Source organism: Cupriavidus basilensis, from assembly GCF_000832305.1.
Lineage (GTDB): Bacteria > Pseudomonadota > Gammaproteobacteria > Burkholderiales > Burkholderiaceae > Cupriavidus > Cupriavidus basilensis_F.
In genome coordinates this window covers 3,122,515-3,147,098 of sequence record NZ_CP010537.1, presented here as the reverse complement: position 1 = coordinate 3,147,098, position 24,584 = coordinate 3,122,515, and the positions used below count along the sequence as shown (strand labels likewise).

Genomic DNA, 24,584 nt, shown 5'->3' with positions numbered 1-24,584 from the left:
GGGCGCCGCCGCGTGCCTGCCATCTTCTCCACCCTTTATCGACCAGAACGGCCTTATGAGAAGCACGAACGGCAGGCACCTGCCCGCGCTGTCCCACCTGGTGGCGCTGGAAGCTACCGTCAGGCTAGCCAGTGTGACCGGCGCGGCCGACGAGCTATGCCTGACGCAGAGCGCGGTCAGCAAGCAGCTGACCGAGCTCGAAGCGTACCTCGGCGTGCCCATGCTGACCCGCCGCAAGGGCGCGGTCTCGCCCACCCAGGCGGGCGAGCAATACCTGCGCACGGTCCGCAAGGTGATTGCCGAACTGGAGGAAGCCACGCTGGAGGTGCTGACAAGCAGGGGCAGCGGTGGCCGGCTCGATCTGCGCGTGCCGGTTTCGCTAGGCAATATCTGGTTGCTGCCGAGGCTGGCGGGGTTTGCCAAGGCCTATCCCCGGATCCAGGTCAACGTCACCGCCAAGGCGGGCACGGTGGATCTGCGTGCGTCCGGCCTGGACGGCGCGATCCAGGTTTGCACGAGCCCGCCCGACGGGCATGTCGGGGTCAAGGTGATGCCACTGGCCTTGTTTCCGGTGTGCGTGCCCGAACTGCTGGCGCAGGCGCAGTCCGCCCAGGCTGCGCTGGAGCACCTGCCGCTGCTGCACCAGGCGGAGGCGCTGGAGGCGTGGGCGGGCTACTTCGATGTGATCGGCATGGCGGCGCGCAGGGCCCTGCGCGGGCCGCGCTATGCCTCGCTGGCCATGGGGTTGCAGGCGGCGCTCAGCGGCATGGGGATCGCCCTGCTGCCCGACTACGTGGTGAGGGAGGACCTGAAGGCGGGGCGGCTGGTGCGGTTGCTGGACGCCACTTATGTCTCGCCCAAGTCCTATTACTTTGTTTGCCTCGAGGACAAGTGGCATAGCCCGTTGGTCGGCGTCTTCCTTGCCTGGCTGCTGGCGGAGGTGGCTGCGGATGCGCCCCCCTGCCTGCCACCGGAGACGCCGCCCGAGATGCCGCCCCGGGCGCCAGCCGGGAATGAATAGCCCGCCCGTCTCGCCTTACCAGAAGCAGATCTCTATTGCGCCGGGCGCTTGTTGCGCCGCCGTGGCGCCAGCTTGCGGGGCTGGCCGAGCAGGCCGATGGAGACGGCGTAGCTGTAGAGATCCAGGTCGCCGCGCAGCCCGAGCTTGCGCATGGCGGACACCTTCTGGGTGCTGATGGTCTTGACGCTGCGCCCGAGACTCAACCCGATCTGGCTCACGGACATGCCCGACAGGTAGAGCCGGATCACGTCGGTCTCGCGCGGGCTGAGCGCGCTGAACCGGGAGCGCACGTTCACGTCCTGTCCGGTGCTGTCCAGCAGTTGCACGATCGTCGGCGACAGGTAGCGCACGCCGTCGAGCACCTGCGACAGGCCGATCGCGATATGCGAGGCATCGTCCAGCTTGCTGACCACCGACAAGCGCTCGAACCGGACCAGCCTGCCGATGTGCGTGGGGTTTTCCAGCATGGTGACCACCAGGATCGACAGCGCGGGATAGCGCTGCCGCACAAACTCGATCATGTGCAGGCCGTCTCCATGCACGCCGCCTGGCATCACATAGTCCGTCAGCAGGATGTCGCACGGTTGCCGGCTGAGCGCGGCGAGGATTTCGGTCGAGTTCCGCGCGATGCCGGCAATCTCTATGCCCTCGAACTGCGCCAGCAAGCCTCTCAAGCCCAGCAGCATGACGGGATGGTCGTCGGCGATGACGATGTGGGATTTGGCGGCCGAGAGGTTAGCCGGCATGGGCATGGGTCCACGACGACGAATGGCGCCAGCGCATGCCCGGCAACTGGCGCGGACAAAGAGGGGTGAGGTCGCTCATGGCAGAGTTCCTTGCGCTCCTGGAATCGCGGCGCGGCGCGCCGAAGAAGGTACTGAATTTGTGACTGCTGACTGTATCGCCGGGAACGCCAAGCTGGTTTGAGAAATTTCCTCAATTCGCCGCAATTGCGGGCGCGAGCCGGGAACCGCGCGGAAATTGGGTCCGGAGCAGAATCTTCGGCAGTTTGATTCCGCGCCGTCGTTGCCTGGGGAGGCATTGCCTGCGGCACCGCGGCACCGCGGCCCGGATGCTGGTGGAATCGCCAGGCAGCCCGAGGCGCTTCACTGGCGCTCCACTCCCCGGGTCTTCTTCCGATCGCCAAGGAAGATTCCCAACGGAAGGCGGAGCGAAGTCGCCATCCGGTGGGCGGTTCTATGCTTAAAAGTGACTTTTGATTACTTTTTTAGGTGTTCCGACATGCCGAAACGACGCGCCCGTGCACTCGGCAGGACTGAATTTCCCCCTCCTTTGGGAAATTTCCGACGGCTGATTCGGACGTTTCACGCCAGTTCGGGGGCCACTTCACCACATAATCCGCGCTTCACCTGCTGATTGCCGGCTGTCGCCCGACGCAGGTGAGTTCGTTATTTCGGCAGTTTTGGGGGGAGCGCAAGTGGCAACTATCCTGATCGTCGACGATCACCCTGCACTGCGCCTGGTGATCAAGGCCCAGCTGTCGCAAGTGCTTGGGGTCGGCAATATTCTGGAAGCCGACAACGGCCAGACCGCGATTGAAGCCGCGCGGCAGTTCGAGCCCGATCTTGCCGTGCTGGACCTGGATATTCCCCGTATCAGCGGGCTGGACGTGATCCCCCGCCTGAAACGGATTTATCCGCCGATCCGGATCCTGGTGATTTCGGGTCAGGAACAGGCCATCTTCGCGCCGCGGGTGCGGCGGGCGGGCGCCCAGGGTTTCGTCAGCAAGATGCAGGACATGAAGGAAATCGTGCGCTGCATCGAGTGGGTGATGGCCGGCTACACGGTGTTTCCCGAAATGCGCTATGAGCGCGAGTTGCCGCTGTTCAACCAGCTTGCGGATGAAGAGCGGCTCGCGTTGCTCTCGGACAAGGAGATCGTCATCCTGCAGATGCTGGTCAGGGGTTTGTCCAACAAGGCGATCGGAGAGCTTTTATTCATCAGCAATAAAACGGTGAGCAGCCACAAGACCCGCATCATGGGCAAGCTGCAGGCTACCTCGCTGGTGGACCTGGTCGACTTGGCGCGGCGCTGCCGCCTGACGCCTGCGCAATGACGCCAGCCATTGGCCGCGCGTCGGCATTGGGTCAACAATATGCAAATGTTCACAGAGGCAAAGACATGATCCGTGCGCTATTGCTCAGCACTACCGGGAGTGGCGTGCAAGCGTTGCAATTCAGCGGGCTGGCGGACGTGCTCGCGGGCCTAGGCTTTTCCGTCGAGCACGTGGGCCTGGCCAGCCCGGATCCGGGGCGCGTCCAGCGCGAGCCGCCCAGGCTGGCACTGGTCTGGCTGGCCCATGACCATGCCGGCGAGCTCGCGCGCGGCGACTTCGGCCTGTCCCCGGACAGTCTGTTGTTTTCCGTGGTGCAGGCCGGCGCGCACGCGAGCGTGGTTGATGCAGCCCATGGCGCCGCCTTCGATGCCACGCTGAGCGCGCCGGTCAACGTCAGCGCGCTGGCGCACGCGCTGGCCGAGCACGGGTTTGTCGCGGTGTCGCCCGGCGAATGCGCGGCCGTCGGCACGCTGCTCGATACGCTCGCGGGCGGTGACGCGGATATCGTCCGGGAGCTGGTGGACAGCCTGGTCGAGACCAACCGCACTGACCTCGAGATGATGCGCACGGCGCTGGCGGATGGCGCCTGGCAGCGGTTTAGCAGCGGGGCTCACCGCATCAAGGGCTCGGCCAGGATCCTGGAGTGCGGGGCCCTGGTCACGCTCTGCGGCCGGCTCGAATCCGTTGCCCAGTTCGGCGACCTTGCCACCGCGCAAGCCTTGCTGCCGATTCTTGCCCCAACGCTGGCGCACCTTGATGCGTCGCTGGCGGCGCTGCGCCCGCCTCCCGCGAGCGGCCCGACCGCTATCTTTACCCTAACCGCGATCCCAACCGCTGCCGCGCCCCATGACGGGGGGGACGGCTAGCCCGGTTGCGCATTGCCCTTGGCCGGTCGGGGGCCGCTGCGCAGGTGCCCTCGCAATGCGCGTTCCAGCGTGGCGAGTCCCACCGGCTTGACTATCACTTCGCTCATTCCCGCGGCCAGCGCATGCAGGTGATCCTCGCTCTGCGCGCTCGCCGTGCAGCCGATGATGGGGATGCGGCCCAGCGCATCCTTGCGTGCGCGTATCGCCCGGGCCAGGCCGAAGCCATCCATCACCGGCATCATGCAGTCGCAGATGATCAGGTCCGCAGGGCGCCGCTGCAGGTCCTGCAAGGCAACGGCGCCGTTCTCCGCCGTCTCCACGGTAATGCCAAGCCGCTCCAGCTGGCGCGCCATCAACAACCGGTTGGGCGCGTGGTCGTCCACGATGAGCACACGGGTGCCTGGCGCAAACAGCGCGATGTCCGCGATGCCCGTGATGCCCGCGTTGCCGGCAGGCGGCGCGACTGCCGGGGGCTGCGCAGCCGAAACCTCCAGGCTGAGGCGCACCAGCACCTGCGTGCCGCGTCCCGGCTCGCTCTCCAGGGTGATCTCGCCCCCCATCTTGCGTACCAGGTTTTGCGCGATGGACAGGCCGAGCCCGGTGCCGCGGGTGTTCGCGCGCCCGGTTGACTCCACCTGGGAAAAAGGCCGGAACAGCTTGCCGATTGCCTCCGCGGGAATGCCGATGCCGGTGTCCTTGATGCTCAGGCACAGCGCTTGCGAGCCTCCCCGCGCGGCGGAGCCGTCGAGCCGGATTTCCACGCTGCCGCGCTCGGTGAAGCGGATGGCATTGGAGAGAAAGTTGCTGATGACCTGCTTCATGCGAAGGATATCCACGCGATGCGCCGGCGCCACGGCATCGCTCACGCTGACGTTCAAGGCCACGCCCTTGCGCGAGGCGACGGGACCGAACATCTGGGTGACTTCATGCAGGCCCTGGCGCAGGCTGGCGGCACGGGGTTGCAGCGTGAATTTGCCGGCCTCCATCTTGGAGAGGTCCAGGATATCGTCGAGCAGCGCCAGCAGCGATGTGGCCGCGCCATGCGCCGTGTCGAGTTGCTCGCGATCCTCGTGGCGGGCGTGCCGGCGCGTCAGCACCAGTTCCAGCATCCCGAGGATGGCGTTCATCGGCGTGCGTATCTCATGGCTGATCGATGCCAGGAATGTCGACTTGGCGCGGTTGGCCGCCTCGGCGCGGTTCTTGGCGCCAGCCAGTTCGGCCAGCATCTGCTGGCGCTCCGTCACATCGATCCAGCCCCCGACGATGCCCGCCGTGCTGCCATTGGCGCGGCGCAGCGGCACCACCCAGCTGATCACGCTGCACGGCGCGTTGCCGATGGTCAGTTGGCGATCGGCGGCAAACGGCAGGCCGGTGCGCAGCACGCGCTGATAAACGGCCATCAGTTCCTGGTGGCTGATATCGGGGTTGAAGGCGGCGTGCACGAAGGCCGGCCCGGTCCCGGCCAGCGCCCGCCGCGTCGTGCCCAGCGCCGCTTCGTAGGCGGTATTGCAGGTGATCATGCGGAACTGGTTGTCGCGCAGGTAGATAGGCTGGGGAATGCCGTCGAGCACTGCCGTCTGGAACGCGACCTGGTCCTGCAAGGCGCGTTCGGCCGCGGTGCGCTGGGTCACCTGCCGGCGCAGCGAGGTCACCCAAGCCAGAACCAGCAGGCTGGCCAGCAGCAGGGCGGCCGCGCCAGCCATCAGCCATGGCATGAACTGGCGCCAGGTGAAGCCCGGCGGCCTGGGTTCCGTCCAGTGCGCGCGCATGGCGCCAAGCTCGTCGCGAGAGATGCTGAGGATGGCCTTGTTGATGATGCCCAGCAACTCCGGGTGCCGGTTGCTGACACCCACGCCGACTTCCAGCGGCACGCCGCCCGCGGCCGCGGCGACCTTGAGCCGGCCGGCATAGGTTTGCTTGAGCATGTGGTCGGCCATGAAGGCGCTGGAGATGGTGGCATCCGCGCGTCCCGTGGCGACCATGCGAAATGCCTCATCGTACGAGTTGGTCTCGCGCTGGCTCACCGCGTAGCTGGCCCGCACGAGATCGTAGATCCCGTTGAGCGGCGGCCCCGCGATGACTTTGCCGGCAAGGTCGGGCAGGCTCCTGATGCTGTCGTTGCCGGCGCGCGTGACAACGACCCAGTTGCCGGAAAAATAGGGCGCGCTGACCGAGAGCGGGGCGTTGCCGGTGGCGGCATGGTTCAGCGGCAGGGTGGGCACCATGTCCAGCGTGCCGTTCTTGAGCGCGGTGGTCACGTCCGTGGCGCTGGCCGGCCAGTATGGGACGAAACGCAGCCCGGTGCGCTGCGCGATCCGTTGCAGCACCTGCTCGGTGAGCCCGCCCAGGCCTTGCCCGGCGTCGACGAACTGGAAGGGAATCAGGTCGCGGGCCGCCAGGTAGCGCACCTCCGGATGCAGGGCTGCCCACGCGCGCTCTGCCGTGGAGAGATTGAGCTTGTCGGTGATATCGAATTCGAGCGAGCTGGGCGTCCAGAAGGCGTCGATCTCGTGCTTGCGCGCCGCGGGCAGCTGCGCCAGCACCTGGTCGATGATCCGGCCCAGCGCGGGGTCGTTCACCGCGAACGCGATGCCCTCGTGTGCCAGCGGCGCGAAGTCGCGCGCCGTCAGTTCGTCGTAGCGGTATTGCTCGACGAGGTAGCCGGCTGCGGTGGCGTTGGTGACCATGACGAAGTCCGCGTCCCGGGAGAGCCGGTCGAGCGCGCCGAGCAGGTTCTCGAACGGCAGCAGCCGCGCGCCGGGGTAGGCTCGCTGCAGCAAGGCCGGCGAGACTTCGCCCGCGAGGTATCCGATGGTGCGGTTGGCGTGGCTGCGCGCGCCGTCTCGCCGGGACACGACCTCGATCAGGCGATGATCGTGGTACGGCGCGGTTCGCGCGCCGGTGCCCGGGCTGTCCAGCGAGGTGGTGATCAGGTCGATGGCGCCGCTGGCCAGATGGCTGCGCGCCAGTTCGTGCGAGGGGTAGCGCTGGATCTGCGCCGGCACGCCAAGCCGGGCCACCACCACGGCAAGGTAGTCGGCGGAAATCCCGCGGTAGTCCCCACTCAGGCTGACCAGGTCGAACGGCGGCAGGTAGTTGCCAACCACGCCCACCCGCAAGGCCTTGTGCGCGCGGCGCCATGCATGCAACGCTGCATCGTCGCCCCGGGCCGATGCGGCACGGTCGACGATATCGCTTGTGCCGGCGGGGTCCAGGCGCACCTGGGCGTTCAGGCGCAACGTGCGCAGGGGCTCGGCAGGCAGGGCGGCCAGCGCCGGCGCGCCCTGGCAAAGCGCCAGCAGCAGCACCAACAGTTGTCGGCGCCACCAGTTGGCCGGCACGCGCCGGCTCGCGGTGGGCGAGCCGTGCGCCGGATGCGGGGAACTGCAGATGCACATAAGGGATTCTCGTGGAGGCAGGCGTGCCGCGTTGTGCCGGATCTGCGCACGCATGGGGCTGCAGCTTCAGGCGACGCCGAGCGCCGGTAAGGAAGTGCACGCCTTGGCCCAAATGTACGGGCCGCGCCTGCGCACAGATTTGAGAAATGTCTGAAAAGACCTGCAGAACTTTCCGAGGCTAGCGCGCTGAAGATGCGATGCGGGCAGGTCGCATTCAGTGGCGCCGCCACACGAAAGTGCTTTTTGAGGCGCTAAAGCCGGTTTAGGAGGCTTCTTAATTCGGGATAGGGCCGGGCTATCCACTGACCATAGCAAAAAACAATCATCGTCTTTGTAACGATGAATTGTACAAATCACATGGGTGCGAACAGAATCGGGTCTTCGCTGCAACACGCGGCCATCCACCCCCAAGTCATCCAGGAGCTAACCCATGCTGCAATCCCGTGAAGGTCAACGCGTTCCCAATGTCACGTTCCGTGTTCGCGAGAACAACGAATGGAAGACCGTGACCACGGCCGACTTGTTCGAAGGCAAGACCATCGCGCTGTTCTCGCTGCCGGGCGCCTTCACCCCAACCTGTTCGTCCACCCATCTGCCGCGCTACAACGAGCTGGCGCCGGTGTTCGCCAAGCACGGCGTGGACGCGATCCTGTGCGTCTCGGTCAACGACACGTTTGTGATGAACGAGTGGGCGAAGGACCAGGAGTCGGAAAACATCGTGATGATTCCCGATGGCAACGGCGAATTCACCGAAGGCATGGGCATGCTGGTCGACAAGGCTGACCTGGGCTTCGGCAAGCGCAGCTGGCGTTATTCGATGCTGGTCAAGGACGGCGTGGTCGACAAGATGTTCATCGAGCCGGAAGAGCCGGGCGACCCGTTCAAGGTGTCGGACGCCGACACCATGCTCAACTACATCGCCCCCAACGCCAAGAGGCCCGACCAGGTCGTGGTGTTCTCCAAGGTGGGCTGCTCGTTCTGCGCCAAGGCCAAGCAGATGCTGTCGGACCACGGCTTCGAGTACATCGACGTGCCGCTGGAACACAAGATCCGCGGCAAGGTGCTGGGCGCCTTGTCGGGCGACATGACCGCGCCGCAGATCTTCATCAACGGCAAGCTGATCGGCGGCGCCGACGCGCTTGAGACCTACCTGGTTCGCTAAGCCTTAGCCAGCCACGCAAGACGCTTGATCGCCGCAGGACGCGGCCGCCGGCAAGGCCGGCGGACGTGCCCCAGTCGGCGGACCCGATGGCAGCGCCACCCGGTGCCATCCGGTCCGTTGATTGACACAGCCTTTACCAGGAACGCCGATATGACCACCCCGCAGAACGTGCAGAACGTGCAAAACGCGCAGAACTTGCAGAACGTGAAGACCGTGCAAACCATCCAGACCGATGTCGCCGTGATCGGCGCCGGCACGGCGGGCCTGGCCGCATACCGCGCGGCCCGCGCTGCCGGCAAGCGCGCCGTCATCATCGAAGGCGGCCCCTATGGCACCACCTGCGCCCGCGTGGGCTGCATGCCCTCCAAGCTGCTGATCGCCGCGGCCGAGGCCGCGCATGAGCTGCGCCACACGGCTGCCTTCGGCGTGCATGTGGATGGCGAGATCCGCATCGACGGGCGCGAAGTCATGGCGCGCGTCAAGCGCGAGCGCGACCGCTTTGTCGGCTTCGTGGTGCGCGGCGTGGACGGCATTCCCGCCGAGGACAAGGTGAGCGGCTATGCCCGCTTCATCGACAACACCGTGCTGCAGGTCGGCGAGCACACCACCGTGCGTGCCAGCCGCGTGGTCATCGCCACCGGCTCCAGCCCCGTGATCCCGCCGCCGTTCAAGGTGTTCGGCGATCGGCTGGTGGTCAACGACGACGTCTTCGCCTGGGACGACCTGCCGCGCCGCGTCGCCGTGTTCGGCCCTGGCGTGATCGGGCTGGAGCTTGGCCAGGCACTGTCTCGCCTGGGTGTGCAGGTACGCGTGTTCGGCTTGCGCGGCGGCGTGGGCCCGCTGACCGATCCGGCCATCAAGGCCAGTGCGGTGGCTAGCTACCGCGAGGAGTTCTACCTCGATCCGGACGCCAGGCTTGGCGAGATGCACCGCGATGGCGACGAGGCGGTGATCAGCTTTACCGATCTCTCGGGCAACACCGTGACGGAGCGCTTTGACTACGTGCTCGCCGCCACCGGCCGCCAGCCCAATGTGCGCGGCCTCGGGCTTGAGCACACCGGCCTGGCACTGGATTGGCGCGGCGTGCCGGTATTCGACCCGGCCACCCTGCAATGCGGCACGGCGCCGATCTTCATCGCCGGCGACGCCAACGATGTCCTGCCGCTGCTGCACGAAGCTGCCGACGAAGGCAAGGCAGCCGGCGAGAACGCCGCGGCCTATCCCAAGGTGCGCCCGTTGTCGCGCCGCGCCCCGATCGGCGTGGTCTTCACCGACCCGCAGATCGCCATGGTGGGCCAGCGCCATGCCGATATCGAGCCGGACAGTTTTGTCACCGGCGAGGTGAGCTTCGAGGACCAGGGCCGCAGCCGCGTCATGCTCAAGAACCGTGGGCTGATGCACGTCTATGCCGACAAGGCTAGCGGGCGCTTTCTCGGTGCGGAATGGACCGGCCCGCGCGCCGAGAATATCGCGCACTTGCTGGCCTGGGCTTACCAGCAGGCGCTCACCATCGACCAGATGCTGGCCATGCCGTACTACCACCCGGTGGTGGAAGAAGGCCTGCGCACCGCGCTGCGCGATGCGGGCGCGAAGCTGGCCGGCTGAGCCCGATCATCACGACCGCGCTGAACGTGGTGCTGCTGATCGGCATCCTTGACGACTTCGGCATCGTGACCACCCGCTTCGTTGCGCCGGCCCCCATTGACGACGCTGTGATTCCGTTGTAGGCAGCGCGGATGATGGACTTGCCTGCCTGGCCGGCTTGCAGTTGCCCGTTTTGTGGGCAGTCCGATGGGGTCCGCGTGCTAGAGCCATTTGCGGAGCTTGTTGACAGTGTTATCCACATAAAGTGTGGATAACACTGTCGGGCGGCAGCAGGGAAAATGTGAGGCCCGGCGGGTTTGTCAAGCCCTGGGGGCAGGTTTTTCCTGGCGGCGGTGGGCGCGACGGCGTCCGGTGCGCAGGTTCTGCCGGCTTGTGCTGCCGGCACGGAATCGGCGAAACTCGTCGCCGGGAGTGATCGGCATGACACTGGCTGCCGCCATGCCCATCCCGCGATACCCGGTACCCGATACCCTGTTCCAACCCGTCATCACCCGAGGACAACGCCATGCCATTCCTGATCGAAACCTGGGACAAGCCACAGCACCAGCAAGTGCGGCAAGCGGCCCGAGCGGAGCACCTGGCTTTCCTGGACGCTCAGAAGGCCCTGCTGCTGGCCTGCGGGGCCAAGCTCAACGATGACGGCAGCGATGCCGGCGGCGGCTTCTATATCGTCGACCTCGACACCCGCGACGCGGCGCAGCAATTCATCGGCGCCGACCCGTTCACACGGGCCGGCCTGTTTGCCGAGGTGCGCATCACGCGCTGGCGCAAGGCCTATCTGGGTGGTGAGTGCTACCTGTAGCCAGCGGGCGCGATGAGTCTGTCCCGGGGCGCGCTCAGCCGCCCCGTGTTATCCCCCTGGCATCCCCGGCATCCCCGGCGCATCCGGCTCACGCCGCTCCAGGTTGGCGTAGGCATCCGCCGCGATTACGCCGAACATGATGTGGGCGAACAGGCTTTCCCACCCGCGCGCCTCGTCGAACCAGTTGAAGTACCGGCCCATCACGTAGAAGTTCACCAGGTAGACCAGCACCCCGAACACCGCGCCCGCCAGCGTGGCCATGCCGATGCTGGAATCAAAGCGGAACGACGCGATGAGCGTGGCCAGGATCGTCGCCAGCACGATCGACAGGCCAAAGTGCACGATGCCCGCGGCCAGCACGATGGTCCAGCTGAACGCGTCGGCGGAGGCCAGCGCCTGCCGCCCGAGCATGAGCGCAGCCACCATCTTCACCGTGCCCCACGCCCCCTGGTACAGCACAAAGCGTGCCGTCAGCAGCTCCAGTACGACGTACAGCGTGCCCGCGATCAGCCCCGCAATCGCAGCGGCGCGCCAGTCCGGCGCGCGGCGGGCGAAATGGTGCGGCTGCATATGCAAATGGAGTTCCATGAACGGCTCCTTCTCACCAGCGGCCTGAAAGCCAGGCCCTTGTGATAGTTCTAGCCTATCCGCTGGAAATGCCAAGGCCGCGCGCGTGCGCCAAGCGCCTCGGGCGGCAGCCTGGGTGACCAAGGCACCTGCGCAAGCCCCGGAGTTCAGTCCGGGGTAAGCAGGGAATCTGGGGATTAGTGCGGTGCCTGCTGCTCGATGTACTGCCGCAGCAAACGGCTGGAAACGCCCTTGAGCGACGCGACGAGCGTGGATAGAGCCACCTTCGGCGGGTAGTTCACCAGAAGATGCACGTGGTCATGCTCGCCGTTGAACTCCACCAACTCCGCGTCGAAGTCCCGGCAGACACTTTCGAGAACTCGCCGCATCGCTTCAAGGTGCTCTTTCTTGAACACGTTGCGGCGACATTTCGTAACAAATACCAAGTGCACGTGTAGGGCAAATACACAGTGCCTTCCGTGCCGTAAATCGCTGTCTGTTTTGCGTGGCCGCCCCATTTTTCCTCTTGCGTTAGTTTCGAGTAGCAAAATACACTTCGCGTCATGGGAACCGTAAAGACACTGAAGCTGCGCATCCAGGACAAGCACGCGAAGACGATGCTTGCGATGGCACGCGACGTCAATACCGTCTGGAACTTCTGCAACGAAACCCAGTACCGAAGCCTCAAGCGGTACTGCAACAAGCCGAAAGTCTGGTTGTCAGGTTTCGATCTCCAGAAGCTCACCGCAGGATTCAGCAAGTGCGAAGGCGTACACGTCGATTCGAGAACGATTCAGGAAACGTGCAAGGAATTCGCGACCCGGCTCAAGCAGTTCAAGAGACAGAGGCTGAACTGGCGCGTAAGCGACCGGAAGTCGCCGAAATACTCGCTCGGCTGGGTTCCGTTCAAAGGCGAAGGCATTGAGTACAGGAACGGGCAATTACACTTCAACGGGCTCAAGATCGGCCTGTGGGACTCCTACGGCCTGTCGAAGTACGAGCTTGGAGCAGGCAGATTCAATGAGGACTCGCGCGGGCGCTGGTACGTCAACATCGCGGTCAAGGTTGAGGTCGAAGAAAAGCGCGTGCCGGATGGCACAACCACGCTCGGGATCGACCTTGGCCTGAAGACGGCGGCGACGTACAGCGACGGCTCCGAGTTCGCCATGCCGAAGTGGTATCGGCTGTCTGAGGCGGATCTAGGAATCGCCCAGCGGGCGAACAAGAAGCGGCGCGTGAAGGCTATCCACGCGCGCATCGCAAATCAGCGCAAGGACGCCATCCACAAGGAAACGACGGCGCTGGTCAAGAAACATGCAGCAATCTTCGTAGGCAACGTGAACGCGAAAGCGATGGCAAAGACGAGCATGGCTAAGTCCGTGCACGATGCCGCGTGGACGACGTTCAGGACACAACTCAAGTACAAGGCCATCAGGCAGTGTGTGGTGTTCGAAGAGGTCAACGAGGCGTTCTCAACCCAGACTTGCTCGTGCTGTGGCGTTATCCCGCCCAGCAGTCCGAAAGGTAGGGCTGGTCTTGGAATAAGGCAGTGGACTTGCTGTGCGTGTGGCGCGGAACACAACCGCGATACGAACGCCGCAAGGAACATCGCCCGCTTGGGACTTCAAGCGCTGGAAGTAGGAATCTCCGGGGTTTAGCCAGGAGAGGAAGTCAAGAGAAAGAGCCGCGAGGCATCGGGCCGCAAGGGCCCCGGTTTCAGCCCGCGGCTTGCGCAGCGAGCTTTACCACCAGTTCGCCGCCGCCATAGGTGGCCTGGACCGTATGCGCGCCGGCCGGCACGTCGAACGGGCGCGTGAGCGTGCCGGTGGTCACCACGGTGCCTTTGCGCAAGGTGACGCCGCGTTCGGCGGCATGCGCCAGCAGCGATTGCAGGGCTTCCAGCGGGTAGACCGCATCGTCGTCGGCAAGCGGTTGTGCGCAAGCCACGCCGTCAAGCGCCACGCTGGCGCTTGCGCGCACGTCTTCCATGCTGTCGGTGTCGATCTTCGCGCCCAGCACCAGCGCATGGAAGCCCACGTTATCGCCGGCAAAAGCCGGCATGCCCACCGCAGTGCGGTCTTCATAGCGTGACAGCACCACCTCGACGGCAACCTGCGCGCTTTCTATCAGCTCGGCCAGCGCTGCCGGCGCGAGTTCGGCCTGCAGCGGCGCGACATCGCGCGCCAGCCGCACGGCAATCTCGAATTCGATGGTTACCGTCGCCCCCGTGGGGACCGGCACGGTGTCGCCCGAGGCATAACAGCGCGATGCCCCCACCTGGCCCACCAGCGGGCGTGCCAGCTTTGCGCGCCGCATGGCGTTGGCACTGCCGACACCCAGCTTCCATCCCGCCACCGGATCGCCGAGCGCGGCGATGAAGCGATCCTGCACGTCATAACCGTCGCGCAGCGTCGCCGGCTTGATGTTGGCGGGCAGGTCAGCGAATTGCACGCCGCGCCGGCAGGCGTCGGTCAGCAGCATCGCCGCGGGGCCGGGGTTGAAGGGTTCGCTCACGAATTCTCCTGGATGATGGGTGATGGGTGATGGGTTGTTGAATAGCGGGGGGCTGGCCGGGCCACGGCACGAAAGCGTTCAGAAGCGATGCCGCTCCGAGGTGCGCCCCACGATCGACGCACCCGCGATCAGTTCCTTGAGCAGCGCTTGCGAGGCGTGGCCGCTGGTGCGGTAGGGATCGAGCTCGCCGTGGGCGGAATACTTCAGGATGGTGGCCATATTGACCTTGCCGGTATTGACCAGGCCCATCGCCCAGCCGGCAAACTCGCGCTCGAGGATTTCCTCGTAGTGCAGCAGCACCACGTCCTCGTGGCGCGCGTCCCGGCCGAGCAGCTGGTACAGGCGCGAGACTTCCGTGCGGCCGCCTTCGAGCGCCTGCATGAAGATACCGTTGCCGTAGCACAGCACGCCGGTGATGCCGTGCTTCGGGTTATTCGCCACGCTGGTGGCGACGATGGCGTCTACCAGCGCGGGATCGGCCGGCTGGCATGCGCGGCTGGCGTAGAGCAGGCGTACGAGCATGTTGTCTCCACTGGGTTTGCGTGCGAGGCGGTGAATGGCGCTGGCTTAGTCGCGCGTGCGGTTCAGCAGGGTCAGGAACTCGCGGCGCAGGCTGTCATCCTTGAGGAACGAGCCGCGCATCACGCTGTTGGTCATCTTTGCATCGGTGTCGCGCACACCTCGCCAGTGCATGCAGAAATGCTCCGCTTCCATGACGATGGCCAGCCCGTCCGGGCTCATCTTTTCCTGCAGCAGGTCGGCCACCTGGGTCACGGCTTCCTCCTGGATCTGCGGGCGGCACATGATCCATTCGGCCAGGCGCGCATACTTGGACAAGCCGATCAGGTTGGAGTGCTGGTTGGGCATGACACCCACCCACAGCTTGCCGATGATCGGGCACAGATGATGCGAGCAGGCGCTGCGCACGCGCAGCGGGCCCACGATCATCAACTCGTTGATGCGCTCCGCGTTGGGGAATTCGGTCACATTGGGCTGGTTGACGTAGCGGCCCGCGAAGATCTCCTTCAGGTACATCTTGGCCACGCGGCGCGCGGTCTCGCGGGTGTTGTGATCGTGGTCGATATCGATCACCAGGCTGCGCAGCACCTCTTCCATGCGCGACTGCACTTCATCGAGCAACTCGTCCAGTTCGCCGGGCTCGACATACGCGGCGATATTGTCGTTGGCGTGGAAGCGCTCGCGTGCCGCCTGCAAACGCGACCGTATGCGGGTCGACACACTACCCAAGGCCTCGTCGAGGCCGGGGTCGGGTGCTTGGTGGTCGGATTCCATATCGTGCGGTTCGTGGCTGTCGTTGAAGGATCGTTGAAGGGGGGAGGCAGGCGGGCATCGCGTGCCGATCCACCTCTGGCCGCCTGTGGTCTGCGCTTTGCGCTTACTTTACAACAATATCCTGCGCCGGCACCGGCCAGCCATGGGTGCACGGCACACAACAACGCGGGGAATGGGAAGAGGGGCCGGCCAGATCGCAATGTGGCCGGGCCGCATCACGGGCGCAGGCCCTTGGCAGGGATGGCTACAGCGCGGCTTGCATCAAGGTGGCGCACGGCGGGCAGGCTTCGCGGCTCAGCGCGGTATTGAGCAGTTCCGCAGGCATGCAGGCGCGCTCCACGCGCTCAAAGCCCAGCCGGGCAAAATAGTCGACGGCGGTGGTGGTTTGCAGCACCACGGACTGCACGCCGCGCGTGCGGGCCTCGGCCAGCATCGCAGCCACCAGCAATTCGCCAAGGCCAGCCGAGCGCGCGCGCTCGGCCACGGCGACCGAGCGCAGCACGGCCACTTGTCCGTAGTTCTCCACCCCGGCGCAGCCGAGCAGGCCAGCGTTGTCGCGTACCACCAGGAAATTGCCGATTTGCTCGGCTACGCCGTCCACCGGCAGGTCGCACGCCTGGAGCAGGTCCTGTACTTCCTTACTGTCTTTTTCGTTTGCATAGTGCGGGCGCATGTTGCCCTCCTGCCCTTCGGGCTGTTACTCGTATCTTAAGTTCAGACTAGCTTTACGGTGCCTAGGGATAGTTCTTAAGTAGATTCGCGTACTGGACAGCGGGCATCGTCGATTCCGCCCTGAAAAGCCACATTCGGGGTCTGCGGGTGCGGGTTTTCACTGGTGCGCTATCGGCTTGGGCGCGTGATAGCGGTGCGCCCGCTGCGCTTGCGGCTGCGCGATCTCCCGTACGGCCGGATGCGGAAATCCGCCCCGGCGCTATTGCGATCCCTCGCCAATTCGGCTTTGCCGGCGCGGTGCCCAGCATGTCGCGCAGCAAGGATGCCGCGCAGGCCCGGGCCGCGCGCGAGGCGCTGCAATTTTGCCTTGGTCATGGTGTACGCGGATACGGCGCGGGTGACGCAGGGGGTCACCAACCTGTTGTCCACCGCGATCAAATACACGCCGCGCGGGCGGCGGCAGAGATCGATTTCGATCGCATGGGCACCCTGGTGCTCACCCTCGCCGGACTCGAGGTCATCGTGATCGTCGTTTGCCTGACCAGGTAAGCCACCGGCTATGACCGGCGCTCGCTGGCCGAACCCTGATGTACCGTCTCAAGACGCCGACAGGCTACCGCCTGTGGGCACGCGAGGTCGGTTCCCTGGCCACGGACGTAACCATCCGTGCTGGTGTGCTCAAATCGCATGGCGCACCTTGCCCGCCCGCAGTCCGTCCGCATTGTCTGAATTCAGGTTCACAGGGGACCACCTCTATTGGCAAGCTGCGAGCGAGTTTCTACGGTACGAATGCAAGTAGTCGGTCCCACCAGGTTGGCGGCAAGCCGACCGTCCCCTTGCCATCGGATGCAGCCGTGTCGTAAATAAGTTCTTCCCGTGTCCAAATCAAGTGCGGATCTGAGTGTTCATACAGACGTTCGGCAAGCAGGGTGCCGGACGGTTTTGAGTACAACCGCAATAGCGCCATTCCCCGTGCTGGAGGCAGGCAAATCTCAGCCACATACTCCCCGACCTCTTTAGCGGACGTCTCGCGCAGGCAATTCCCCGCATGGAGTCGCTGATGCACATCGACGCCATAGCGGATCACGACGATTGCCCCAATCGCTGCGGCAATGCTCATTGCCCATACACGGAGCACGATTCGCGCTCGCGCGGCTCTGTCAACTATCATGCAGCCCTTGGCAACTTGTCTGATGTTCCAGTCGATATTAAAAAGTCAGGCTTGCAGTACAGAAATCGCTCGTTTCTATCCGACACGGAACCGTCCTTCTATTGGGGTTTCTTGACCAATTGCAAAAAATCCGCCCCACTAAAATGGGCGAAAAACGCATGACAACGATCCGTTGTCCATGTGCAGTGGATACAGCGAAGGTCGACGGGGCCGCCACAGCAACATGCCAGGCAGCGATGGGACGCGGAGTAGCCTTACAGGATAAGCTGGCGGGGGATGAAATCCAATCAGACGATTCCTAAAATCTCCAATTTTTTACAATTATTTTCAATCGACACGGCCCGGCATTGGATACGCCTGGAAAAAAGCCATTTGAGCTGCTTCTCCAGCACGAAGATCCTCGCCTTTTGGCAACGAGGTGGTCGGGCATGTGGACAGAAGTGAAGTGCTGATCTGCTGCGCTATATCGATAACCGCTCTTAGCGATATAGGTAAATTTTTCTGGAAAACTGCCATCTTGCAATTTGTGCCTCAGCCCATATGCGCGAACCTTCCCACCTTTGACCAAGGCTTACGCACTCCACGCTGTTCGATGCAAGACACGACCATCTTGCCAGAACTCCCTGATGCCGCCTCGCTGGCAGCCCTGCGCGCTTGGTACGCGGGCGCGTCATCGCGGCAGGCGTTCGAGCGATACTGCCCCGGCGCGCTGGGCGCGGGCCGGACGGCGCGCGGCGTGATCGGGGGCGTGCGGCGCCAGCCAGGCGAGTTCGCGCGGCGTCGCAGGCGCGAAGACCTCGTGGTCCTGTTTCACTGCAATCCAGCGGACCGTACAGCGCACCCGGTTGGTGACGCAGGCGCGGGCGCTGGACTTCACCGATCTGCGCGCGGTCACGGGCCTGGATGCTGGGTTTCCGGACCTCGCGCAGGGAGTACCTGCTGCTCTCATAAATCTTGACATGAAGCAAGCAGGAGAGCGTCGTGCGGGAAAACCGCGCGCTGCGTTCGATGAGGCGGGAGCTGGAAACGTGACTATGGCAGCCGGATTGCGGGCCATCACAAAAGCGGTGGAATCACCACCGGCGCCTATCGGGGGGCGCGCCAGTTCTCGACGCTACTACAAACCCGGCCAACCCCCAAGCAAGCCAGGCGCATCATCAGCGCCAACTATCCCCGCAAACCCCTTGCTCCGCCCGAGTTGTCACGCTAAGCTTCGCCCTGCATTGTATGCAAAACGTGAACACAAAATAAATCTGAACCCAATCAGGAGACAAGCGCGATGGATCTGGCGCAACAGTACATTCCCAATCTGCTCAATGGCCTGGAGTGGTCCGGCTGCGCGCTGGCGATGAGCGGCTCTTTGCTGGTGGCCTTGCACAACAAGGCGTCGCGCTGGGGCTGGATCGCCTACCTGTGCTCCAACATCGTGTGGAGCGTGTTCGCCCTGGTGACCGGCACCTACGGCCTGTTCGTGCAGCAACTGGGCTTTACCGCGACCAGCATCTACGGCCTGTACCGCCACACGCAATTTCACCGGCAGCAAGAGCGCGGGCAAGCTGCCGGGCAGCCCATGCCTGATCCGGCCTGAGGCACTAACTTCGGCAATCCCTTTGGCAAGCCCGTTGGCAACCCCGCCAGCGGCATCGCCCGCGCGGCAATAGCCGCGCCTAGCCCATCGCCCGCGCCGAACTGCTCACGGCCCGTGCGCACTGCAACAGCGGCGGGCCGAGCTTGCGCTCCGCTTGCTCGCGGGTCCAGCGCCCGGTGGGTGCCACGAGGTGGATCGCGCCAAGCGGCCGTCCATTGCCGCCGATCACCGGCGCGGCGAGGGTCATGTCGCCAAGGAACAGCTCCTCGCTGTTGACCGCGTACCCGCGCTGCCGGGTCTCACGCAGCTTCTCCATGATGTCAGCCAATGCAGTGCAGGTGTGGACCGTATGCGCGGTTCGCGCCGAGCGCTCGATCATGGCGCGCGCTTCGTCTTCCGGCAGCGCGCTCAGGTAGGCGCGCCCGGAGCCGGTGCAGTACATCGGGATACGGCTGCCGATCGGCATATGCACCGGCACGAAGTGGGCGCTGACAAAGCGCGCGATATAGACCATGTCGAGCAGGTCCGGCTCCGTCAGGCACGAAGTCTCGGTGGTGACCTTGGTCAGCTCGGAAAGGAAAGGGTTGGCCACCTCGATCAGCGGGTTGGCGGCCAGGTAGTTGAAGCCGATCTCCATCACGCGGGGCGTGAGCTGGTAGCGCCGCGTCTGCGGATGCTTGCGCAGGTAGCCGAGCTGCTCCAGCGTGAAGACCATGCGCTGGGCCGAGCTCTTGTTGATGCCGGCCGCATCCGCCACGTCGGCGATCGTCATGGTGCGGCGCTGCGCGCTGAACGCGCGGAGCACGGCAAGCCCTTTCTCCAGAGACTGGTTGAACAGGAGGCTGGCGGAATCGTTGGCTTCAGGTTGCGACATATTTGTGCTGCAAAAGTCATTTAATCATGTTACAGAATCGCATATCGATTTCAATAAAGCAATTACTGGTTAACGACAATTAATTTTCGATCCTCCGTAATTGAAAATTGGCATGCTCATTGCATAAGCCGGTGGGTCGCCCCCACCCGGGCGCCTTTTGTTCCCTTTCGCCAGGAGTGTCCGCATGTCTCGATTCACCATGTCCCGCCGCGCCGCACTAATCCTGTGCGCCGCCAGCACCGTTTCGTTCGCCTGGGCCCAGGGGGCGGCGCCGACCTATAACGTGGGCGCGACGGCCACCGGCGTGCCGTTCACCTTCCTGGACGTGAAGACCAACACCATCCAGGGCATGATGGTCGATACGGTCACGGCCGTCGGCAAGGCGGGGGGCTTCAACGTCAATGTGCAGCAGACCGTCTTCTCCGCGCTGATCCCGTCGCTGACCTCCAGCAAGATCGACATCATCTCGGCTGCCATGCTCAAGACGCCGGCGCGCCAGCAAGTGGTGGACTTCAGCGATCCGGTCTATGCCTACGGCGAAGGCCTGATCGTCAAGGGCGACGACAACAAGCCCTATGCCTCGCTGGACGAACTCAAGGGCGAGGTCGTGGGGGCGCAGGTGGGCACAGTCTTTCTCGACATGCTCAACAAGAAGGGCATTTTCAAGGAAGTGCGCAGCTACGACTCGGTGGCGGACATGACGCGCGACCTGACGCTGGGCCGCATCAAGGCTGGCCTGGGCGACCAGCCCATCATTGCCTACCAGATCCGCCAGAATGCCTTCCCGGGCGTGAAGCTGGCCGCCAGCTACAAGCCGGTCAACGTTGGCGACGTTTGCCTGGTCGTGCGCAAGGGCGACACCGAGACGCTGGCCCGCATCAACAAGGCCATCGCCAAGATCAAGGCCGATGGCACGCTGGCCGGCATCATCCAGAAATGGAACATGTGAGTTCCCATGGATGCCAATTTTTTCCAGCACGCGCGGGAGTTCCTGCCGATCCTGCTGCAGGGCGCGGTGGTCACCGTCGAGGTGACCGTCCTCGCCTTTGTGCTCAGCAGCCTGCTCGGGCTGGCGCTGGCGCTGATGAAGCTGTCGCCTGCGCGTACGCTGTCGTGGGGCGCGTCCGGCGCGATCAACGTGATCCGCGGGCTGCCCATCATCGTGCAGCTGTTCTATATCTACTTTGTGCTGCCGGATGCGGGCATTCACCTGACGGCCTTCCAGGCCGGCGTGATCGGCCTGGGCATCGCTTACTCGGCCTACCAGGCTGAGAATTTCCGCGCCGGCATCGAGGCCGTCGACCCGGGCCAGCGCGAGGCCGCGCAGGCCATGGGCATGCGCCCGGCGCTGGTGATGCGCCGGGTGATTCTGCCGCAGGCGTTGCGCATCTCGCTGCCGCCGTACGGCAACACGCTGGTGATGATGCTCAAGGACTCGTCGCTGGTGTCCACCATCACGGTGGCGGAGATGACGCGCGCGGGCCAGCTGATCGCTTCGTCCACATTCCAGAACATGACGGTGTACACGCTGGTGGCGCTGCTCTACCTGCTGATGAGCTTGCCACTGGTGTTCGGGCTGCGCCGGCTTGAGCGTCGCCTTGGCGTGGGGAGGAAAAAGCCATGATCCGGATCGACAACCTGCAAAAGTATTTCGACGACCATCACGTGCTGCGCGGCGTGAGCCTGCATGTCGACGCGGGCGAGGTGGTCTGCCTGATCGGCCCGTCCGGCTCCGGCAAGTCCACCGTCCTGCGTTGCATCAATGGGCTGGAGTCCTACGAGGGCGGCGAGATCCGTGCCTTTGGCGAGCGAGTGGACCGCGGCGGCAAGGACATCCACCGGCTGCGCAGCCGCATGGGGATGGTGTTCCAGCGCTTCAACCTGTTCCCGCACCGCAGCGTGCTGGAAAACGTGATGGAAGGCCCGGTGTACGTGAAGGGCGAGAGCCGGGACAAGGCGCGCAGCGAAGCCATGGAACTGCTGGAAAAGGTCGGCCTGGCCGCCAAGGCGCAGGCCTATCCGCCGCAGCTCTCCGGTGGACAGCAGCAGCGCGTGGCGATTGCCCGCGCGCTGGCGATGCGGCCCGAAGCCATGCTGTTCGACGAGCCCACCTCGGCGCTCGACCCGGAGCTGGTGGGCGACGTGCTGGAAGTCATGCGCAACCTGGCGCGCGAGGGCATGACGATGATCGTGGTGACGCACGAGATGGGGTTCGCGCGGGAAGTGGCGGACCGTGTGTGCTTCCTGCACAGCGGGACCATCGTTGAGGAAGGCGCCGCCGCGCAGGTGCTGGGCGCGCCCAGCCACGCCCGCACGCAGGACTTCCTGCGGCGCGTGTTGCACAAGCCAGTGGAAGCGGCGGGGGACCCGGCGCCATGACCTCCAGCCAGTTCACGGCAAGCCGGCCGGCCCCGGCCACCGCGATGCCTTTGCCGTCCTCCCTCTGGGCGGCCACGGCCCCGCCTGCGCCGCCCACGCCTGCGCTGCGCGAATCGCTCGCCACCGACGTGCTGGTCATCGGCGGCGGCTTCACCGGCCTGTCGACCGCGCTGCACCTGGCCGAGGGCGGTGCGCACGTGTGCGTGCTGGAAGCCAACGAGCCGGGCTGGGGCGCGTCCGGGCGCAACGGCGGCCAGGTCAATCCCACGCTCAAGCACGATCCCGACGAGCTGGTGCGCCTGTTTGGCGCCGCCCGGGCCGAGCCGTTGCTCGATGCGGTGTCGCGTTCGGCCGACCTGGTGTTCGACCTGATCGCGCGTCACGGCATCGATTGCCAGCCCGTGCGCAGCGGCTGGCTGCAGCTTTCCTATTCACCCGGCGCCGTACCGGCCATGCATGCGCGCGCCGAGCAATGGGCGCGCCGCGGGGCGCCGGTCGACGTGCTGGACCGCGCGGCGGTAGCGCGGCGCGTGGGCACGCAGGCCTTCGCCGGCGGCTGGCTGGATGGGCGCGCTGGCGCCATCCAGCCGCTGGCCTATACGCGCGGGCTGGTCGGCGCCGCACAGCGGGCGGGCGCCACGGTGCACGGCGGCACGGCGGTGACGGCGCTGGCGCGCCAGGGCACGCACTGGGTGGCGACGACTTCCTTGGGCGCCACGGTGACGGCCAAGCAAGTCGTGATCGCCACCAACGGCTACACCGGCCCGCTGTGGCCCGGCCTGGCGCAAACGGTGCTGTCGGCCAACAGCTTCATCGTGGCCACGCAACCGCTGCGGGACGCCGAGGCGCACGGCATCCTCACGCAAGGCGAGACGGCATCCACCTCACAGCGGCTGTTGCTGTATTTTCGCAAGGATGCGCTGGGGCGCCTGCTGATGGGGGGCCGCGGATTCTTCGCCGATCCGCGCGGGCCGCAGGACTTCGCCCACCTGGAGCGCTCGCTGGAGTTGCTGTTCCCGCAACTCGGTCCGCTCTCCTACGAGTACCGCTGGGCCGGGCGTATCGCGATCACGCGCGATTTCATGCCCCATGTGCATGAGCCCGCGCCGGGCGTCATCATGGCGCTGGGTTGCAATGGGCGCGGCATCGCGCTGTGCACTAGCCTGGGCCAGCACATCGCGGCACGGCTGGCGGGCAAGGGCGGGGATTTCCCATATCCCATCACGCCTGTGGCCGGGATTCCGCTGCATGGCCTGCAGCGCTTCTACATCGCCGCGGGGGTGGCCTGGTACAGCCTGCTCGACAAGCTGGGCGCCTAAAGCAGCAGCGTGGCCAGGGCCGGCACCAACGCCAGCGGCATCACTAGCGCGCCAATGCGCAGGAACTGCAGCGCGCCGATATGATGGCCCTCACGCCGCAGCGCGGTCAGCCATAGCAGGGTAGCCAGCGAGCCGGTCACCGACAGGTTGGGCCCGAGGTCGATGCCGATCAGCACCGCGTCGGTGACCTGCGTGGAGGCATGGCTGGCCGCCAGCGCCGAGGACGCGAACAGGCCGGCCGGCAGGTTGTTGACCACGTTGGACACCAGCGCCACCGTGCCTCCGGTTACCCAGACGCCGGCCGTGGGCGACTGTTGCGACAGCGCTTGCACGACGTGGGCGAGCTTGCCGATCAGGCCGGTCTGCTCCAGGCCCGCCACCAGCACGAACAGCCCCGCCACCAGCGGCAGCACGCCCCAGGAGATCTCGCGCAGCGCCGGCAGGCACAAGCCGGGGCGGCAGGCGCAGACCAGCACAAGCGTCGCCACGCCGGCCAGGCAGGTCGGCCAGCCCAGGTCGGCGCCCAGCAGCGAGGCCGTCAGCAGCACCAGGCCCATGACCACGATGCCGGCGGCGGTCAGCCTGGCCTCCAGCGACAGCGGCGGCACCGGCACGTCGGTCGCGATGCGCTCGCGCAGCGCGTCGCGCTGGGTCCAGTAGAGCGCGGCGAAGGTGGCCACGATGGCCACCAGCGACGGCAGCGTGAAGCGCGCCAGCCAGCCCATCAGCGACGGCATGTGCGCGCCGAAGATGACCAGGTTGGCGGGGTTCGAGATCGGCAGCACAAAGCTGGCGGCGTTGGCGATGAACGCGCAGCTGTACAGGTAGGGCAGCGGATGCTTGACCTTGGCGGCGCGGGCGGCGGCCAGCACCGCCGGCGTGAGCACCACGGCGGTGGCATCGTTGGACATGAACACGGTGACCAGGGTGCCGAAGCCATAGACCAGCAGGAACAGCCGCCGCGCCGATCCGCCGGCCTGGCGCACCGCCACGGCCGCTACATGGTCGAACAGCCCGGTCTTGCGCGCCAGCTCCGACACCAGCATCATGCCGCCGAGAAAGAGGTAGACGTCATAGCCGCGCGCCACGGCGGCCATGGCATCGGGCACGGCAAGCAGGCCGGTGACGCATAGCAGCAGCGCGCCAGCTACCGCCCAGAAGGCTTCCGGCAGCCGGAACGGCCGCGTGATGACGCCAAAGGTGGTGGCGGCGGCCACCGCCCAGATCAAGGGGCCACTGTACTGGGAGAATTGCATCGGAGCCTTGCGGGCGGCGG

24 protein-coding genes and 2 pseudogenes are annotated in these 24,584 nt (G+C 65.4%); 14 read left to right on the top strand and 12 right to left on the bottom strand.

Annotation, left to right across the window (positions count from 1 at the left end; genetic code table 11):
* Window positions 1-55 precede the first annotated feature (55 nt).
* Window positions 56-1,021, top strand: a complete 966-nt coding sequence (locus RR42_RS34410; protein WP_052495162.1) for a LysR substrate-binding domain-containing protein — start codon at window positions 56-58, stop codon at window positions 1,019-1,021.
* 32 nt (window positions 1,022-1,053) lie between these two features.
* Here the strand turns inward: RR42_RS34410 and RR42_RS34405 are convergent, their stop codons facing one another.
* Window positions 1,054-1,767, bottom strand: a complete 714-nt coding sequence (locus tag RR42_RS34405) for a response regulator transcription factor (RefSeq protein ID WP_043358424.1) — start codon at window positions 1,765-1,767, stop codon at window positions 1,054-1,056.
* 692 nt (window positions 1,768-2,459) lie between these two features.
* Between RR42_RS34405 and RR42_RS34400 the strand changes: the two genes are divergently transcribed.
* Entirely contained in the window at window positions 2,460-3,098 is a 639-nt protein-coding gene (locus RR42_RS34400) for a response regulator transcription factor (protein WP_043356589.1), read from the top strand.
* A 65-nt stretch (window positions 3,099-3,163) separates the two neighbouring features.
* Window positions 3,164-3,964 (top strand): Hpt domain-containing protein, encoded by an 801-nt coding sequence (locus RR42_RS38015; protein WP_052495160.1) that lies wholly within the window; start codon window positions 3,164-3,166, stop codon window positions 3,962-3,964.
* Here the strand turns inward: RR42_RS38015 and RR42_RS34390 are convergent.
* Window positions 3,961-7,362 (bottom strand): ATP-binding protein, encoded by a 3,402-nt coding sequence (locus tag RR42_RS34390; RefSeq protein ID WP_236702115.1) that lies wholly within the window; start codon window positions 7,360-7,362, stop codon window positions 3,961-3,963. The two genes, RR42_RS38015 and RR42_RS34390, sit on opposite strands and share 4 nt — an antisense overlap.
* 430 nt (window positions 7,363-7,792) lie before the next feature.
* Between RR42_RS34390 and RR42_RS34385 the strand changes: the two genes are divergently transcribed.
* The 3 genes from RR42_RS34385 (at window position 7,793) to RR42_RS34375 (ending at window position 10,931) form a co-directional block, all read left to right on the top strand.
* Window positions 7,793-8,524 carry a glutathione peroxidase gene (locus RR42_RS34385; protein WP_043356588.1) on the top strand — a complete coding sequence of 244 codons (732 nt, stop codon included), beginning with the start codon at window positions 7,793-7,795 and terminating at the stop codon, window positions 8,522-8,524.
* 213 nt (window positions 8,525-8,737) lie between these two features.
* Window positions 8,738-10,129, top strand: coding sequence for a dihydrolipoyl dehydrogenase (locus RR42_RS34380; RefSeq protein ID WP_052495311.1), 1,392 nt, complete (start codon window positions 8,738-8,740; stop codon window positions 10,127-10,129).
* Window positions 10,130-10,634: 505 nt separating this feature from the next.
* Entirely contained in the window at window positions 10,635-10,931 is a 297-nt protein-coding gene (locus RR42_RS34375) for a YciI family protein (RefSeq protein ID WP_043356585.1), read from the top strand.
* Window positions 10,932-10,979: 48 nt separating this feature from the next.
* Here RR42_RS34375 and RR42_RS34370 read toward each other — a convergent pair whose 3' ends face one another.
* Together RR42_RS34370 and tnpA are read right to left on the bottom strand one after the other, a co-directional pair.
* Window positions 10,980-11,519, bottom strand: a complete 540-nt coding sequence (locus RR42_RS34370; protein ID WP_043356583.1) for a hypothetical protein — start codon at window positions 11,517-11,519, stop codon at window positions 10,980-10,982.
* Window positions 11,520-11,722: 203 nt separating this feature from the next.
* Window positions 11,723-12,016: pseudogene (gene tnpA / locus RR42_RS34365) on the bottom strand (IS200/IS605 family transposase); the annotation flags it as partial.
* Window positions 12,017-12,061: 45 nt separating this feature from the next.
* On the opposite strand from tnpA, the gene RR42_RS34360 reads away from it, so the two are divergent.
* Window positions 12,062-13,156 (top strand): RNA-guided endonuclease InsQ/TnpB family protein, encoded by a 1,095-nt coding sequence (locus RR42_RS34360; protein ID WP_043356581.1) that lies wholly within the window; start codon window positions 12,062-12,064, stop codon window positions 13,154-13,156.
* Between the two features lie 58 nt (window positions 13,157-13,214).
* Here RR42_RS34360 and RR42_RS34355 read toward each other — a convergent pair whose 3' ends face one another.
* From RR42_RS34355 to arsN2, 4 genes are all read right to left on the bottom strand, one after another.
* Window positions 13,215-14,012 carry a fumarylacetoacetate hydrolase family protein gene (locus RR42_RS34355; RefSeq protein WP_043356579.1) on the bottom strand — a complete coding sequence of 266 codons (798 nt, stop codon included), beginning with the start codon at window positions 14,010-14,012 and terminating at the stop codon, window positions 13,215-13,217.
* A gap of 78 nt (window positions 14,013-14,090) precedes the next feature.
* The gene (locus tag RR42_RS34350; protein WP_043356577.1) at window positions 14,091-14,534 is read right to left on the bottom strand and encodes a BLUF domain-containing protein; all 444 of its coding nucleotides are present in this window, start codon (window positions 14,532-14,534) and stop codon (window positions 14,091-14,093) included.
* A 45-nt stretch (window positions 14,535-14,579) separates the two neighbouring features.
* On the bottom strand, window positions 14,580-15,305 hold the full coding sequence (gene folE / locus RR42_RS34345) for a GTP cyclohydrolase I (protein ID WP_043356575.1): 726 nt from the start codon (window positions 15,303-15,305) through the stop codon (window positions 14,580-14,582).
* Between the two features lie 244 nt (window positions 15,306-15,549).
* Window positions 15,550-15,978 carry an arsenic resistance N-acetyltransferase ArsN2 gene (gene arsN2, locus RR42_RS34340; protein WP_043356573.1) on the bottom strand — a complete coding sequence of 143 codons (429 nt, stop codon included), beginning with the start codon at window positions 15,976-15,978 and terminating at the stop codon, window positions 15,550-15,552.
* A 305-nt stretch (window positions 15,979-16,283) separates the two neighbouring features.
* Here arsN2 and RR42_RS34335 point away from each other — a divergent pair, with 305 nt between their 5' ends.
* Window positions 16,284-16,526: a hypothetical protein gene (locus RR42_RS34335; protein ID WP_043356572.1), complete on the top strand. Its 243-nt coding sequence runs from the start codon at window positions 16,284-16,286 to the stop codon at window positions 16,524-16,526.
* Window positions 16,527-16,529: 3 nt separating this feature from the next.
* A pseudogene (locus RR42_RS39195) lies at window positions 16,530-16,706 on the top strand (IS5/IS1182 family transposase); the annotation flags it as partial.
* A gap of 49 nt (window positions 16,707-16,755) precedes the next feature.
* On the opposite strand, the gene RR42_RS40235 reads toward RR42_RS39195, so the two are convergent.
* Together RR42_RS40235 and RR42_RS40615 are read right to left on the bottom strand one after the other, a co-directional pair.
* Window positions 16,756-17,097, bottom strand: coding sequence for a hypothetical protein (locus tag RR42_RS40235; protein ID WP_144410028.1), 342 nt, complete (start codon window positions 17,095-17,097; stop codon window positions 16,756-16,758).
* A 721-nt stretch (window positions 17,098-17,818) separates the two neighbouring features.
* Entirely contained in the window at window positions 17,819-18,043 is a 225-nt protein-coding gene (locus tag RR42_RS40615) for a hypothetical protein (RefSeq protein ID WP_043356570.1), read from the bottom strand.
* Window positions 18,044-18,427: 384 nt separating this feature from the next.
* Between RR42_RS40615 and RR42_RS34325 the strand changes: the two genes are divergently transcribed.
* Window positions 18,428-18,736 (top strand): nicotinamide mononucleotide transporter, encoded by a 309-nt coding sequence (locus RR42_RS34325; protein ID WP_043356568.1) that lies wholly within the window; start codon window positions 18,428-18,430, stop codon window positions 18,734-18,736.
* 79 nt (window positions 18,737-18,815) lie between these two features.
* Here the strand turns inward: RR42_RS34325 and RR42_RS34320 are convergent, their stop codons facing one another.
* Window positions 18,816-19,610: an IclR family transcriptional regulator gene (locus RR42_RS34320; RefSeq protein ID WP_043356567.1), complete on the bottom strand. Its 795-nt coding sequence runs from the start codon at window positions 19,608-19,610 to the stop codon at window positions 18,816-18,818.
* Between the two features lie 184 nt (window positions 19,611-19,794).
* On the opposite strand from RR42_RS34320, the gene RR42_RS34315 reads away from it, so the two are divergent.
* Genes RR42_RS34315 through RR42_RS34300 form a run of 4 tightly spaced genes read left to right on the top strand, consistent with a single transcriptional unit; the run spans window position 19,795 to window position 23,308 of the window.
* Window positions 19,795-20,559 (top strand): ABC transporter substrate-binding protein, encoded by a 765-nt coding sequence (locus RR42_RS34315; RefSeq protein ID WP_043356566.1) that lies wholly within the window; start codon window positions 19,795-19,797, stop codon window positions 20,557-20,559.
* Window positions 20,560-20,565: 6 nt separating this feature from the next.
* Window positions 20,566-21,234, top strand: coding sequence for an ectoine/hydroxyectoine ABC transporter permease subunit EhuD (ehuD, locus tag RR42_RS34310; RefSeq protein WP_043356565.1), 669 nt, complete (start codon window positions 20,566-20,568; stop codon window positions 21,232-21,234).
* Window positions 21,231-21,989 (top strand): amino acid ABC transporter ATP-binding protein, encoded by a 759-nt coding sequence (locus RR42_RS34305; RefSeq protein ID WP_043356563.1) that lies wholly within the window; start codon window positions 21,231-21,233, stop codon window positions 21,987-21,989. The genes ehuD and RR42_RS34305 overlap by 4 nt, the downstream gene beginning before the upstream one ends.
* The gene (locus RR42_RS34300; protein WP_236702114.1) at window positions 21,986-23,308 is read left to right on the top strand and encodes an NAD(P)/FAD-dependent oxidoreductase; all 1,323 of its coding nucleotides are present in this window, start codon (window positions 21,986-21,988) and stop codon (window positions 23,306-23,308) included. Before RR42_RS34305 ends, RR42_RS34300 begins: the two co-directional genes overlap by 4 nt.
* On the opposite strand, the gene RR42_RS34295 is transcribed toward RR42_RS34300, so the two are convergent.
* Complete coding sequence (locus tag RR42_RS34295) at window positions 23,305-24,564, bottom strand: arsenic transporter (protein WP_043356561.1); 1,260 nt, start codon at window positions 24,562-24,564, stop codon at window positions 23,305-23,307. The genes RR42_RS34300 and RR42_RS34295 overlap by 4 nt on opposite strands.
* Window positions 24,565-24,584 lie beyond the last annotated feature (20 nt).